The sequence below is a fragment of the Streptomyces sp. CA-111067 genome, from assembly GCF_050956065.1.
GTDB lineage: Bacteria > Actinomycetota > Actinomycetes > Streptomycetales > Streptomycetaceae > Actinacidiphila.
The window spans coordinates 4,847,129-4,860,561 of the sequence record NZ_CP192103.1 but is presented as its reverse complement, the minus strand read 5'-3'; the positions used below and the strand labels follow the sequence as shown (position 1 = coordinate 4,860,561).

Sequence of the window (13,433 nt, the reverse complement as noted above, 5' to 3'; positions counted from 1 at the left end):
CCTGCGGGCTTCACTGACCGCGGCGCCGCATGTAGAGCGCGAAGGCGCGGTAGATCGACGAGCGCAGCGGGAGGTCCCACTCGCCCGCGTACCTGACCGCCCGCCCGCCGGTGCCGACCTTGAACTGGATCAGGCCGACGTGCGGATCGTCCGCGTCCAGCGTCGGGGTGATGCCGCGCAGGTCGTAGACGTCGCAGCCGGCCGCCAGCGCGTCGCGGATCATCGCCCACTGGCAGGCGTTGGAGCCGCGCACCTCGCGCTTCTCGGTGGAGGAGGCGCCGTACAGGTACCAGGCGTGGGCGCCGACCCGGACCATGATCGTGGCCGCGACCAGGTCGCCCTGGTGGCGGGCCAGGTAGAGGCTGATCCGCCCGGGGTCCTCGGCGCTCATCGCCGCGAACATGGTGGTGAAGTAGTGCGGCGGCCGGGGCGTGAAGCGGTCGCGCTCGGCGGTGTGCACGTAGAGGTCGTGGAACGCTTTCAGGTCGTCGCCGATCGCGGCCCCGGCGCCGGTGGTGGACGCGGAGGCGACCCCGGCCCCTCCCCCGCCGACGACCGTGACCTCGACGCCCTCCTTCGCCGCCTTCTTGATGTTGCGCCGCCACAGCTGGTTCATGCCGCCGAGCACGTCGTCCTCGGTGCGGCCGGCCAGCGGGAGCTCGTACGTGAACTGCGGCTGGCCGGCCCCGAAGCCGTTCTCCGGGCTCTGCGGCAGCCAGCCGGCGTCCCGCAGCCGGCCGGTCACCCGGGCGCCGACCGGGTCGGGGTGCTGGTCGGGCAGGTCGGTGAGCCGCCCGGCGCCCGGGTCGGCGATGCCCTCCTTGACCTGGGCCGCGCTCCAGCTGTTCGTCCGCACCGGCGGCCCGAGCCGGATCGCGAACGCGCCGGCCGCCTTGAGGTGCGCCGCCAGCGGGTCCAGCCAGCGGGCGATCTCGCCGGTCCAGTCGATGTCCGGGCCCTGCGGCAGGTACGCCAGCGTGAAGCGCTCGAACCGCGGCACCGGGCGGTGCAGGACGAGCCCGGCGCCGACCAGCCGCCGCCCGTCGAACCAGCCGAGCGACTCGCTGCGCCACTCGGTCTTGACCCCGCCCCACCCCGGCGTCTGAAGGAAGCTCACCGACCGCCGGGTCCGGACGAACGCCAGGTGCTCGGCGGCACTGATCGGTCCGACGGTCAGCGCCGCCGTCCGTACCGATGCGAGTCGTGCCGGTGCTGCGGGTCGCGCTGCTTCTGGTCGTGCCGGTTCGCGGGAGGACATGCCCCCAGTCAAAACACCTGCGGTGTTGCCGGCACGTATGCGGTTTTGGATATGCCGACGATATGCGGCGACTCGTAGCATTGGCACCATGCGTGTGCTGATCGTCGAGGACGAGCCCTTTCTGGCGGAGGCCGTCCGCGACGGGCTGCGCCTGGAGGCGATCGCCGCCGATATCGCCGGTGACGGCGACACCGCGCTGGAACTGCTGCGGATCAACGACTACGACATCGCCGTACTCGACCGCGATGTCCCCGGCCCTTCCGGTGACGAGATCGCGAAAAGCATCGTCGCCTCCGGCAGCGGGATGCCGATCCTCATGCTCACCGCGGCCGACCGCCTGGACGACAAGGCGTCCGGCTTCGAACTCGGCGCCGACGACTACCTCACGAAGCCGTTCGAGCTCAGGGAACTCGTCCTCCGGCTGCGGGCGCTGGACCGCAGGCGCGCGCACAGCAGGCCGCCGGTGCGGGAGATCGCGGGTCTGCGGCTGGACCCGTTCCGCAGGGAGGTCTACCGGGACGGCCGCTATGTGGCGCTGACCAGGAAGCAGTTCGCCGTCCTCGAAGTGCTGGTGGCCGCGGAGGGCGGTGTGGTCAGCGCCGAGGAACTCCTCGAACACGCCTGGGACGAGAACGCCGACCCGTTCACCAACGCCGTCCGCATCACTGTCTCGGCGCTGCGCAAGCGGCTCGGCGAACCGTGGATCATCGCCACCGTGCCGGGCGTCGGCTACCGGATCGACGCGCAGCCGGCAGCCGGACAGACGGCGGCCGAGCCAGCGGCCGGCGAGCCGGCGGCCGGACAGGCGGGAGGCGACCATGGCGACGATGGAGACCACGGGTAGGGTCCCCGGCCTGAGCGTCCGGCTCAAGCTCACCCTCAGCTACGCCGGCTTCCTCATGCTCGCCGGGGTCCTGCTGCTCGCCACCCTGGGCGTGTTCATCCTGGGGCACCTCGGGCCGCCGCACTCGGGGCTGGTGCGCACGACACAGTCCGACGCCGTGGTGCGCGCCTTCGCCCCGACGGCGGTCGCCACCATGCTGTTCCTGCTGGTCTTCGGGCTGGTCGGCGGCTGGATCCTGGCCGGCCGGATGCTCGCGCCGCTGACCCGCATCACGGCCGCCGCCCGGATGGCGGCCGGCGGCTCGCTCTCCCACCGGATCCACCTGCCGGGCCGCAACGACGAGCTGCGCGAGCTCGGCGACGCGTTCGACACGATGCTCGCCCGGCTGGAGACGCACGTCGCCGAGCAGCGCCGATTCGCCGCCAACGCCTCACACGAACTGCGCACGCCGCTGGCGATCTCCAAGACGCTGCTCGACGTGGCCCGCACCGACCCGTACCGCGACACCGACGAGCTCATCGACCGGCTGCACGCCGTCAACACCCGGGCGATCGACCTCACCGAGGCGCTGCTCGTGCTCAGCCGCGCCGACCAGCGGTCCTTCAGCCGGGAGCCCGTCGACCTGTCCCTGCTGGCCGAGGAGGCCACCGAGACGCTGCTCCCGCTCGCCGAGAAGCACGGCGTCAGCATCGAGACGAGCGGCGAGATCGCCGCCACGGCCGGGTCGCAGGCGCTGCTGCTGCAACTGACCACGAACCTCGTGCACAACGCGATCGTGCACAACCTGCCCGAGGGCGGCACGGTGTGGGTGCACACCGCCGTCGGCCCGAAGAGCGTACGGCTCACCGTCGAGAACACCGGCGAGCAGCTGCCCCCGCGACTGGTCGCGACGCTCACCGAGCCGTTCCAGCGCGGCACCGAACGCGTGCACACCGACCACGCGGGGGTCGGGCTTGGGCTTGCGATCGTCAAGACGATCACGCAGGCGCACGACGGGCGGCTCACCCTCGACCCGCGCGCGGACGGCGGGATGCTGATCACCGTGGAGCTGGCGGCGGCTTCCGGGCTCTGACCGCGCCTCGACGTTCCCGGGCCGCCCCGGCGCTGACCGCGTGACGCCGGCCGGCCTGACGTGCCGGGTCCCGGCTGATCGGTGCGCGTTCACCAGTCGAGGCCCGCGGCCACCGGCAGGTGGTCGCTGCCCGTGTCCGGCAGCACCGACGCGTTCTGCGGCTTCATCCCGCGCACCAGGATCTGGTCGATCCGGGCCACCGGGAACTTCGCCGGCCAGCTGAAGCCGAAGCCGTCCCCCGCCACGTCCTGCGCCGAGCGCATCTGCGAGCTGAGGCCGGAGAACGCCCGGTCGCCCATGCTGCCGTTGAGGTCGCCGAGCAGCACCACCCGCTGGTTCGGCTCGGCGGCGACGGCCGCGCCGAGCGCCGCCGCGCCGGCGTTCCGCTGGCCGGTCGAGAAGCCCGCGCCGGGGTTGACCCGTACGGATCCGAGGTGGGCCACGTACACCGCGAGCGGCCCGCGCTTCGTCTGCACGGTGGTGCGCAGCGCCCGGGGCCCGTAGCCGATCTCGACGTCGACCACCCGGGTCTGCGACAGCGGGAGCTTGCTCCACAGCCCGACCGTGCCCTGCACCGTGTGGTACGGGTACGCCGCCGCCAGCGCGCTCTCGTACGTGCCGACCGCCTGCGCCGGCAGTTCCTCCAGCGCCAGTACGTCGGCCCCGGCGGCGACCAGGTCGCGGGCGGTGCCGGCCGGGTCGGGGTTGGCGGCGTTGACGTTCTGGCTGACGACGGTGAGGTCGCCGCCCGGGTGCGACTTGTCGCTGAGCAGCCCGCCGAACAGGTTCAGCCACACGACGGCGGGCAGCAGCAGCGCGAGCGCGGCGGCGGCCGAGCGGCGCAGCAGCGCGCCGGCCAGCAGCAACGGGATGAGCAGGCCGAACCACGGCAGGAACGTCTCGGCCAGGCTGCCGAGGTTCCCGATCCGGTTCGGGATCCGCGCGTGCAGCAGCATGAGGAGGCCGAGCAGCAGGGCGAGCGCGGCGAGCAGCCGGCCGCGCTTCCAGGGGCCGGGGCGGGAGTCGGCGTCGATCGCGCGGCGGAGGCGGGCGCGCCAGATTCCGGGGTGGTGTTCGGGGCCCGTTCCGGCGTTGGTTTCGTGGCCGATGGCGAAGTGGGTCGTCTTGAGGCTCATCAGCTGACCGGGAAATCGAAGTAGGTGTCCGGGTAGGGCTCGTCGTTCAAGGTGTAGTGCCACCACTCGCAGTCGTAGGCGCTGAATCCGCTGGCCTCCATGAGGAAGCGCAGGTGCCGGCGGTTCGCCGCCTCGGTGCGCGTGAGGCCGGCCGCTCCGTGGTGCGAGAGCGCGTCCATCAGGTCGTGGCCGCCGCCCATGGGGGCCAGTTCGCCGGAGTCCAGGTGGTAGAGCGTCAGGTCGACGGTGCTGCCCCGGCTGTGGCCCGACTTGGCGGCCACATAGCCCTGTTCGAACATCTCGGCCCGGTCGATGTTCGGGTAGTGCCGGGGCTTGGTCAGGCCGTCCTCGGGCTGCTCCGCCCAGCGCAGGAAGCAGTCCACCGCGCGCTGCGGGCGGTAGCCGTCCCAGAGGAGCAGGCCGAGGCCGAGGGTCTCGGCCTTCTCCCGGGCTGTTTGCAGCGCCTCGCACAGCGCGCGGGTGCCGATGATCCGGTTGGCCAGATAGCCGTCGACCGGTTTGCCGGTGAAGTTGTCCCAGGTGGCGTACTTGGCGTCCCAGCGTATGCCGGGCACGGACTCGTCCACGAAGAGGAAGCCGTCGTTCATCGGTTCTTCCCCGCCAGTGCCAGCGCCACCGCGCGGTCGATCACCTCGGCGAACGGCAGCCCGGCGGCGGCCATCATCCTCGGGTAGCGGCTGTAGGAGGTCAGCCCGGGCAGCGTGTTGACCTCGTTGAGTACGACCTCCCCGTCGTCCTTGAGGAACAGGTCCACCCGCGCGAGCCCGCCGCAACCCAGCGCGCGGTACACCGCTTTCGCCGTCTCCTGGACTCGGGCCCGCACCTGCGGCGGAATGTCGGCGGGAACGATCGGCGTGGAGTTCTCCGAGCCGGTCTCGGGCTCGTCCTCCTGGTGGATCCGGAAGAAGCCGTGCGAGAGGGCGATCCGGTCCACCTCGCCCACCGTCAGGTCGGAGCCGTTCCCGAGGATCGCGCACCCGACCTCGCTGCCGGCGACGGCCGCCTCGATCAGCACCTTCGCGTCGTACCGCCGGGCGTCCTCCACGGCGCTGTGCAGCTCCTCCTCGCCGGCCACCTTGCTCACGCCGAAGGACGACCCGGAACGGGCCGGCTTCACGAAGACCGGATAGCTGAACAGGCCCGGGTCGGGCTTCTCGTCCGGCCCGAGGATCCAGAACTCCGGCGTGCCGATTCCCGCGCTCCTCGCGACCACGTAGGCAAGGGACTTGTCGATGCAGAGCGCCGAACTCGGCACGTCACAGCCCACGTACGGGATGCCGGACAGCTCCAGCAGGCCCTGGATCGCGCCGTCCTCGCCGCACTTGCCGTGCAGGACGGGCAGGACGACGTCCAGGCCGATCGTCCCGTACCGGCCCTGCTCCAGGACCAGCAGCCCGCGGGTGCCGCTGTCCGGCGACAGCACGGCAGGACGGCAACTGCCCTGCTCCCAGGCCGGGTCGGGGCCGTCGCACAGGTTCCACGTGCCGCTCTTGGTGATCCCGAGGTAGAACGGCTCGTACTTCTCGGTGTCGAGATTCCGCGCGACTTCCTGCGCGGACTTGACGGAGATGGGGTGTTCCTCGGAACAGCCGCCGAAAATGATGCCGACCTTCAGCCTAGCCATGGTGGTCCCCGCTTTCGAATTCAAGGCAGTTGATGAGGGAGTTCGCGACGGTGTCGCGCAAGGCGTGATCCGTGTAGTAAGCGGTGTGCGGGCTGATCAGCACGTTGGGCATCTCCTGCAACCGCAGCAGGTTCTTGCTCGCGACGGAGCCGTGCCGGCGGTCGGCGTAGAAGATCCCCTCCTCGCCTTCGAGGACGTCCAGCGCCGCGCCGCCCAACTCGCCGCTTTCCAGGGCCGATACGAGAGCGCCGGTGTCGATGAGCGCGCCGCGCCCGGTGTTGACGACGAACGCGCCGGGCTTCATCCGCGCGATCCGCCCGCGGTTCAGGAGGTGGTGCGTCTGCGCGGTGAGCGGGGTGTGCAGCGTGACGATGTCGCTCAGCCGCAGCAGTTCGCCGAGCGGCACGTATTCGGCGACGGCGACGGCGACGGCGGTGGCGACGGCGGTGGCGGCAACGGCCTTGGGCCGGTTGTCGCAGGCCAGCACGCGGCAGCCGAACCCCCGCAGCCGGTCGAGCACCGCCGTCCCGATCCGCCCGGTCCCCACCACCCCGACGGTCAGATCCCGCAACTCCCGCCCGCGCACATCGCTCAGCCGGTAGTCATGGGCGTCCACCCGTCGGACCATGGCTTTCGCCTGCCGGACCGCCATGAGCATCAGCATCAACGTGTAGTCGGCCACGCTGTCCGGCGAATAGGCGACGTTCCCGACCGTGATGCCGACGCCCGCCGCGTATTCCACGTCGATGTGGTTGTACCCGACGCTCCTGGTGGAGATATAGGCCACGCCGACCCGGCTCAGCGCGCGAAGGGTCGGATTGCTGATCCGCGTTTTGTGACCGACGCTGACGCAGCGGTTTCCGCGTGCCAGTTCCGCGGTGGATTCCGACACCGCGGCTTCCGTGAGGGTCGGCGTCACGCCGAAGCGCGGCGCCATCGCCCGAAAGAGCCCGGCCTCGTCCGGCCCGCACGCGTACACGGTGATTCCGGTGGTCGGGACGAGCACCGAGGACGCGCCCGGGGACCGGGTGCGGCGGTCCGCTGTTCGTGCTGGTTCGCTGGAGGTCACCTGTCGAATTCAAGAGACCTGGGTGTTGCCACCGCGTATGCGGTTTTTCATACACCGGCGATATACCGGGCTCCCTTCACTGGAGGCGTGACCTCCAGTGAACGCGGCCCCGCCGACCCGCTCCCGCCCGCCGGGCTCGGCGAATGATCCCGCTCGGCGTCGCGGAGATCGCCACGATCGTCGGCGGGACGGTCGAGGGCGACGGCACCGTGACCGTGACCGCGCCGGCCGTGCTCGACAGCCGGCTGGCCGAGCCCGGCGGCCTCTTCGTCGCCTTCGCCGGCGAGCACACCGACGGCCACGACTACGCGGGCCGGGCCGGCCGGTCCGGTGCGGTGGCCGCACTCGGCACCAGGGCCACGGCGCTGCCCACCGTCGTCGTCGACGATGCCCGGGCCGCCGTGCAGGCGCTCGCCGCCCACGTGGTGGCCCGGCTGCGCGACGGGCTGACCGTCGTCGGGCTGACCGGCTCGCAGGGCAAGACCAGCACCAAGGACCTGCTCGCGGCGGTGCTCTCGGCCGCCGCGCCGACGACCGCCACGCTCGGCTCGCTCAACAACGAGCTCGGGGTGCCGCTCACCATGCTGCGCGCGGACGCCGCCACCCGGTTCCTGGTCCTGGAGATGGGCGCCCGGCACATCGGTGACATCGCCGCGCTCACCGGCCTGGTCGCGCCCGACACCGCCGTCGTGCTCAACGTCGGCCAGGCCCACCTGGGCGAGTTCGGCTCCCGCGAGGCCATCGCCGAGGCCAAGGGCGAGCTGGTCCGGGGCCTGGCGCCGGGCGGCACCGCGATCCTCAACGCCGACGACCCGCGCGTCGTCGCCATGCGCTCGTTCGCCGAGGGCCCCGTGCTGACCTTCGGCCGGGCGGCGCACGCCGACGTCCGGGTACTCGACCTGGCGCTCGACGCCCTCGGCCGGCCGTCCTTCACGCTGCGCACCGCCGACGCCTCGGCCCCCGTCACCCTGCCGCTGGTGGGCGCCCACCAGGCGCTCAACGCGTCGGCCGCCGCAGCGGCGGCCCTCGCGGCCGGGGTCCCGCTCGACGCCGTGGCGGCTGCCCTGGCCACCGTCGCGCTGTCGAAGTGGCGCCTCGAAAGGCGCGCTCTCGCCTGCGGCGCGACCCTCCTCAACGACTCCTACAACGCCAACCCCGACTCGACCCGCGCCGCCCTGGACGCCCTCCGAGCGCTGGCCGTGCCCGCGGGCGGCCGCCGGATCGCCGTCCTCGGCGCGATGCTCGAACTCGGCGCCGAGAGCGCGGCCGAGCACCGCGCGATCGGCGCGTACGCCGCCGCCCGCGCCGACCTGGTGGCCACGGTCGGCGCGGCGGCCCGCCCGATCGCGGACGGCGCGGGCGACCGCGCGGTGCCGCTGCCCGACAACGAGGCAGCCGCCGACTGGCTCCGCACCCACCTCACCTCGGACGACACGGTCCTCGTCAAAGCCTCCCGCGGCGCCCGCCTGGACGAGGTCGCCGCCGCCCTGGCGTAGCGCCCGGAAGCCGAGGGGCTGCGCTGGGGTCAGAGGGCGACGATGCCCTCGCCGCCGGCCGCGTTCGGGACGGTGACGGTGCCGGTCCTGGTCAGCGAGCCGTCCCGCTGCACGCGGAAGGCGTCGACGGCTCCCGTGCCGCCGGTCTGGACGTACAGGAAGTGCGCGTCGGGGGTGACCGCGGAGTCGACGGTGCCGGCGCCGGTCGCCGTGGTGCCGAGCGGCTGGAGGGCCGGGCGGCGGGTCTGGTGGAAGCCGGAGAGGGTGTTGCTGCCGGCGTTGGAGGCGTAGAAGCGGTCGCCGGCCCGGACGATCCAGCAGGTGGCCTGCTGGCCGGTCGGCGCGTTGTCGAGCTTGACGGTGCGGCCGTCCTTGCGGACCGCGAACGTCATCACCGCGTTGGCGCCCGCGTCGGTGACGACCAGCCGGCCGTGCGCGTCGAAGGTGAAGCCGAACGGGACCGAGCCCGTCTGCTTGTTCACGACCGGACGGGCGGACAGCTCGCCCGACCGGCTCACTGCGAAGACGGCGACGCTGCTGCCGCCGGCCTTCGTGCTGACGATCAGCTGCGAGCCGTCAGGGGTGAGGGACACCTGGCCGGGGGTGTGGGTGAACTCCGGCGCGGTCGCGGTGTCGAGGTGCAGCTGCCGGTTCCAGCCGGCCACCGGCTCCAGCGTGCGGCCGGCGGCGATCCGCTCCGACTTCCGGCCGGCGGCCACCCGCTCCGACTTCCGGCCGGCGGCGATCCGGTAGCCCTGCACGGACCCGCCCTTGCGGGCGTTGAGCACGTAGACCCGGTCCTTGTGGACGGTGACGCTGACCGGGAAGGTCCCGCCGGAGGACACGACCTGCTCGCGGCGCAGCCGGTCGCCCTCGACGGAGAAGACGGTGAGCGTGTTGCTGCCGGCGTTGACCGCGAAGAGCAGGTGGTGGTCGCAGTCGTAGGTGAGGGAGCCCTGCGAGGCGAGGTGGTCGACGACCGAGCCGCTGAGCATGCCGCCCTTGCCGCCGGTCGGGAAGGTGCCCTGCCGGTGGAGGGAGCCGTCGGCGGCACGGCGGTAGGCGACGATCGCGTTGCCCGCGGTGTTGTCCGTCTGGACGAACACCGGGCCCTGGTGCGCGTCGCCGCCGCGCGGGGCGGCGGCGGAGGCGGAGGTGCCGGGCGCGGCGAACGCGGCGAGGGCGGCGGCCAGCACGGTGGCGGCGGACGCGCGGACCGCCGTGGACATGGACACGGGCTTCATCGTTCCCCTTGGGGTGGAGGAGGGTGCGAGCTGAGGTGGAGGAGGGTGCGAGCGAGGGAGACACACGGGCCTGCCCGCTTCGACGCGGGCCGGTCCGGCCTCAGCATCCGGTCCGCCCCGGGGCGGGCCCGCGACCGACAGGCGCTCGTCCCCCTTGCGGTGTCGGCCACCCCGCCGAACGGCCCTCGCACGCCCCCGTACGCGGAGGGTCCGGCGTCGGGATCAAGGGGAGCGGCGGAACGGTCAAGTCGATGCGTGGCATGCGCATGAGACTGGGCGCATGACCTTTGAGGGCTATGTGAGCAGTCCGGAGTGCGAGGTGCCCGCGGGCGCGGACCGGCCGTCGGTGGACGGTGCCGGGGCCGCAACGGACGCCTCCGCCGAGACCGGGGCCGCCGCGCCCGGGGCCGCGCCCGGGGCCGTTTCCTGGGCGCCTGTCGCCGCGCTCACCCTGGGCATCGCGACCCTGGTGGGCAGCGAGTTCCTGCCGGCGAGCGTGCTCCCGGCGATGGCGTCGGACGTCGGCGTCAGCGAGGGTACGGCCGGGCTCGCCGTCGCGGTGACGGCCATCGCCGGCGCCGTCACCGCGCCCACGATCGCCGTGCTGCTCCCGCGCACCGACCGCAGGACCGTCCTGATCTCCCTGCTCGCCGCCGCCGTCGTCTCCAACGTGGTGGTCGCGCTGACCCCGAACTTCCCGCTGCTGCTGGTGGGACGGCTGCTGCTGGGCGTCGCCATCGCGGGCTTCTGGTCGTTCGCGCTCGGCGCGGGCACGCACGCGGTGCCGGGGCGCGACCACATCGTGTCGACCAGCCTGGCGCTGGGCGTGAGCGCGGCCACCATCATCGGCGTGCCGCTGTCGTCCGTGCTCGGTGACGCCGTCGGCTGGCGGCCGGTGTTCTGGGCGGCGGCGGGCCTGAGCCTGCTCGGGGTGTTCGCGGTGGCGGCGACGCTGCCACCGGTGCCCGCCCAGCCGGGGTCGGGGCTCGGCATGCTCCGGCAGGCGCTCGCCAACCGGCGGCTGATGGCCGGGGCCGGCTGCATCGCGCTGGTGGCGTTCGGCAACTTCGCCGCGTACCCCTACATCCGGCTGGCGATCGAACGGGTCACCGACGGCGGTACGGTCTGGCTGCTGCTCGGCTGGGGCGTCGGCGGGCTGGCCGGCAACCTCGCGGCCGGCGCGCTCTCCCGGCGGCTCGGGATCGCCGTGGTCACCGCGCCCGCGCTGCTCGGCGCGAGCCTGCTGGCGCTGGCCACGGCACCCGGGCTGGCCGCCGCGACCGTGGCGATCGTGGTCTGGGGCTTCGGCTTCAACATGGTGCCGGTCGCCTCCCAGCTGTGGGTGACCCGGGCCGAGCCGAAGAGGGTGGAGTCGGCGCTGTCGTTGCAGGTGACGGCGTTCCAGGTGGCGATCACGGCTGGTTCGGCGATCGGCGGGGCCGTGGTCGACGGCGGCGGCGTGCGGGCCGCGCTACTCGTCGGAACCGTCGCCGCACTCGCCGGAAGCGTCGGCTTCGCGACCCTGCACACCGGCTCCCGGCGCTGACCGCCACGCCTGCGGCGAGCTCCCATGATGAGCGGAGAACGCCCGGCTGAACGCGGCGGCCGACCCGTACCCGACGCTGAACCCGATCTGCTCGACGGCCCGATCGGTCGACGCAAGCAGCTCACGCGCATGCCGCATCCGCACCTCCCGCAGCACCTGCGCGGGACTCCGCCCGAGCTCACGCCGAAACCGCTCGCCGAGCGATGACCGGGACAGGTGGGCGACACGAGCCATGCTCTCGACGGTCCACGGCCGCCCGGGGTGAGCGTCGAGAACGGACACGAGAGCGGTGAGCTGCGGGTCGGGCGCCACGTCGAACCGCCCGTCGGACCCCGGCTGCCCGGCCGAACCGGGCGCCGCCCCGAACCGGGCCTCGGGTCCCGGCCGCCCGTCCGGCTCCTGCTCCGCCTCGAACCTCAGGCCGTCCCCCCGCCCGGAGGGCCACCCCGCCGCGTCCTCGACCGCCTGCACCATCGCCGCCTGGATCAGGCCGGCGTAGCTCGCGGCGAAAAGGGGCTGCTCGCGCGTCGGGTCGAGCGGGCAGATCCGGACCAGTTCGACGATGCCGCGGTTGCTGTGCGCGAAGTCGCGGGCCACCAGGGGGCTCGGCAGCGGCGGGACCGCGCGCAGGGTGCCGACCGTCACCTCGGCCCGGGTCAGGGCGACGAGCCGGTAGGCGGTTCTGGCGTCCACGTGGAAGGCGTCGCCCGCGTGCAGCCGCTCGACGCCCGCCGCCGTCTCCAGGCGCGCGTCGCCGTCCAGGAGCAGCGCCCAGATCGCGCCGTCCGCCCCGTCGAGCTGCTCCATGGGCGCCAGCCGGCGCTTCCGTACGGCCACCATGTCCCACGTCGGCATGCCGACCACACCACTGCCGGGCGCGGCCGCCCATTCCGCCACCGTCATGAACGGGCTAGCGCTCGCGCCGCGCGCGCTATTCCGCCACGCGCCCGGCGGGTGCTCGCCGTCACCCGGTCCGCGCACCGACACTGGCCCCATGGCTGACATCAGACGCAGCGCGGGCCTGCTCCTCTTCCGCCGTACCGCCGCCGGGGCCGAGGTGCTGCTCGGCCACATGGGCGGGCCGTTCTGGGCCCGCAAGGACGCGGGCGCGTGGTCGGTGCCGAAAGGCGAGTACGGGGACGACGAGCAGCCGTGGGACGCGGCCCGCCGCGAGTTCCGCGAGGAGCTGGGGCTGGCCGCCCCGGAGGGGACGCCGCTGCCGCTCGGCGAGGTCGTGCAGTCGGGCGGCAAGCACGTGACGGTGTGGGCGCTGGAGGCCGACCTCGACCCGGCGGACGTGGTGCCGGGCACGTTCACGATGGAGTGGCCGCCGCGCTCGGGCCGCACCGCCGAGTTCCCTGAGCTCGACCGGGTCGCCTGGTTCACCCTGGACGCGGCCCGCGAAGCCCTCGTCAAAGCGCAGGCCGCGTTCCTCGACCGCCTCGCGCAGCAGCTCTGACGCGTTGGCCCCGGTCCGCTCGGTCCGCCGCTCGCGGCGGGATCATCGGGCCGGCGGGATCAGGGAATCAGCGTCCTGTGGTCCGTGGCGAGGCCGTGCGCCGGGCAGGGCTGCCCGGGGTCGCGCGGGCACAGCACCCACAGCTGCGACGCCGTCGCCCGGTAGAGGCGGTACGGGGACGCCCCCGTGACCTCCTCCCGCGTGAACGGCGTGACGCCCGCGCCGCCGGGCCGCGGATACGACGCCAGCGCCTGGTCGACCTCGGCGTCCGACACCTCGCGGGCCTCGCCGACCGCGTACACCGCGCGCCCGTGGTACGGCGCGACGGTGGAGTCGAAGACGACGATGCTCACCTGCGGGCGCTCGGCGAGGTTGCGGGAGTGCCGGGCGTCGGCGGCGGACAGCCAGCAGAACTCCCGGTCGCCGGCCGGGGCGAAGTAGACGGGCGAGGTCCACGGGCTGCCGTCCGGGCCGACGGTGCCCAGGGTCAGGTAGAGGTTGCCATCGACGACGGCCCGCGCGTGGGCGGCCAGATCGGCGTCGTACGGCATGGCCTGGTGGACGGCCGGATCGTCGTCGTGCGCCATGGGCTGGACCGCCGGTTCCTCGTCATGCGTCATCGCGTGCACTCCTTGTGCTCATGCGTCATCGCGTGCACTCCTTC

13 protein-coding genes are annotated in these 13,433 nt (G+C 73.4%); 5 read left to right on the top strand and 8 right to left on the bottom strand.

From position 1 onward, the window contains the following. Positions 1-10 precede the first annotated feature (10 nt). Positions 11-1,258 (bottom strand): lipid II:glycine glycyltransferase FemX, encoded by a 1,248-nt coding sequence (locus tag ACQPW6_RS21185; protein WP_433891236.1) that lies wholly within the window; start codon positions 1,256-1,258, stop codon positions 11-13. An 88-nt stretch (positions 1,259-1,346) separates the two neighbouring features. On the opposite strand from ACQPW6_RS21185, the gene ACQPW6_RS21180 reads away from it, so the two are divergent. Both ACQPW6_RS21180 and ACQPW6_RS21175 read left to right on the top strand, forming a co-directional pair. Next, a complete protein-coding gene (locus ACQPW6_RS21180; protein WP_433891235.1) occupies positions 1,347-2,102 on the top strand; it encodes a response regulator transcription factor in 756 nt (251 codons plus the stop codon). Beyond that, positions 2,077-3,174, top strand: coding sequence for a sensor histidine kinase (locus tag ACQPW6_RS21175; protein WP_433891234.1), 1,098 nt, complete (start codon positions 2,077-2,079; stop codon positions 3,172-3,174). The genes ACQPW6_RS21180 and ACQPW6_RS21175 overlap by 26 nt, the downstream gene beginning before the upstream one ends. Before the next feature lie 89 nt (positions 3,175-3,263). Here the strand turns inward: ACQPW6_RS21175 and ACQPW6_RS21170 are convergent, their stop codons facing one another. The 4 genes from ACQPW6_RS21170 to ACQPW6_RS21155 are packed head-to-tail and all read right to left on the bottom strand — an operon-like array spanning position 3,264 to position 6,961. Continuing rightward, positions 3,264-4,310 (bottom strand): endonuclease/exonuclease/phosphatase family protein, encoded by a 1,047-nt coding sequence (locus ACQPW6_RS21170; protein ID WP_433891233.1) that lies wholly within the window; start codon positions 4,308-4,310, stop codon positions 3,264-3,266. After that, positions 4,310-4,918 carry a D-Ala-D-Ala dipeptidase VanX gene (vanX, locus tag ACQPW6_RS21165; protein WP_433891232.1) on the bottom strand — a complete coding sequence of 203 codons (609 nt, stop codon included), beginning with the start codon at positions 4,916-4,918 and terminating at the stop codon, positions 4,310-4,312. The genes ACQPW6_RS21170 and vanX overlap by 1 nt, the downstream gene beginning before the upstream one ends. Next, positions 4,915-5,955 carry a D-alanine--(R)-lactate ligase gene (gene vanA, locus ACQPW6_RS21160; protein WP_433891231.1) on the bottom strand — a complete coding sequence of 347 codons (1,041 nt, stop codon included), beginning with the start codon at positions 5,953-5,955 and terminating at the stop codon, positions 4,915-4,917. The genes vanX and vanA overlap by 4 nt, the downstream gene beginning before the upstream one ends. After that, complete coding sequence (locus ACQPW6_RS21155; RefSeq protein ID WP_433894610.1) at positions 5,948-6,961, bottom strand: D-isomer specific 2-hydroxyacid dehydrogenase family protein; 1,014 nt, start codon at positions 6,959-6,961, stop codon at positions 5,948-5,950. The genes vanA and ACQPW6_RS21155 overlap by 8 nt, the downstream gene beginning before the upstream one ends. 206 nt (positions 6,962-7,167) lie before the next feature. On the opposite strand from ACQPW6_RS21155, the gene ACQPW6_RS21150 reads away from it, so the two are divergent. Further along, positions 7,168-8,520, top strand: a complete 1,353-nt coding sequence (locus tag ACQPW6_RS21150; protein WP_433891230.1) for a UDP-N-acetylmuramoyl-tripeptide--D-alanyl-D-alanine ligase — start codon at positions 7,168-7,170, stop codon at positions 8,518-8,520. 29 nt (positions 8,521-8,549) lie between these two features. On the opposite strand, the gene ACQPW6_RS21145 is transcribed toward ACQPW6_RS21150, so the two are convergent. Continuing rightward, on the bottom strand, positions 8,550-9,749 hold the full coding sequence (locus ACQPW6_RS21145; protein ID WP_433894609.1) for a lactonase family protein: 1,200 nt from the start codon (positions 9,747-9,749) through the stop codon (positions 8,550-8,552). 295 nt (positions 9,750-10,044) lie between these two features. On the opposite strand from ACQPW6_RS21145, the gene ACQPW6_RS21140 reads away from it, so the two are divergent. Then, positions 10,045-11,310, top strand: coding sequence for an MFS transporter (locus ACQPW6_RS21140; protein WP_433891229.1), 1,266 nt, complete (start codon positions 10,045-10,047; stop codon positions 11,308-11,310). On the opposite strand, the gene ACQPW6_RS21135 is transcribed toward ACQPW6_RS21140, so the two are convergent. Beyond that, positions 11,236-12,213 carry a helix-turn-helix domain-containing protein gene (locus ACQPW6_RS21135; protein WP_433891228.1) on the bottom strand — a complete coding sequence of 326 codons (978 nt, stop codon included), beginning with the start codon at positions 12,211-12,213 and terminating at the stop codon, positions 11,236-11,238. The genes ACQPW6_RS21140 and ACQPW6_RS21135 overlap by 75 nt on opposite strands. A gap of 91 nt (positions 12,214-12,304) precedes the next feature. Here ACQPW6_RS21135 and ACQPW6_RS21130 point away from each other — a divergent pair, with 91 nt between their 5' ends. Further along, positions 12,305-12,769 carry an NUDIX domain-containing protein gene (locus tag ACQPW6_RS21130; RefSeq protein ID WP_433891227.1) on the top strand — a complete coding sequence of 155 codons (465 nt, stop codon included), beginning with the start codon at positions 12,305-12,307 and terminating at the stop codon, positions 12,767-12,769. Between the two features lie 59 nt (positions 12,770-12,828). Here ACQPW6_RS21130 and ACQPW6_RS21125 read toward each other — a convergent pair whose 3' ends face one another. Beyond that, complete coding sequence (locus ACQPW6_RS21125) at positions 12,829-13,389, bottom strand: pyridoxamine 5'-phosphate oxidase family protein (RefSeq protein ID WP_433891226.1); 561 nt, start codon at positions 13,387-13,389, stop codon at positions 12,829-12,831. Between the last annotated feature and the right edge of the window lie 44 nt (positions 13,390-13,433).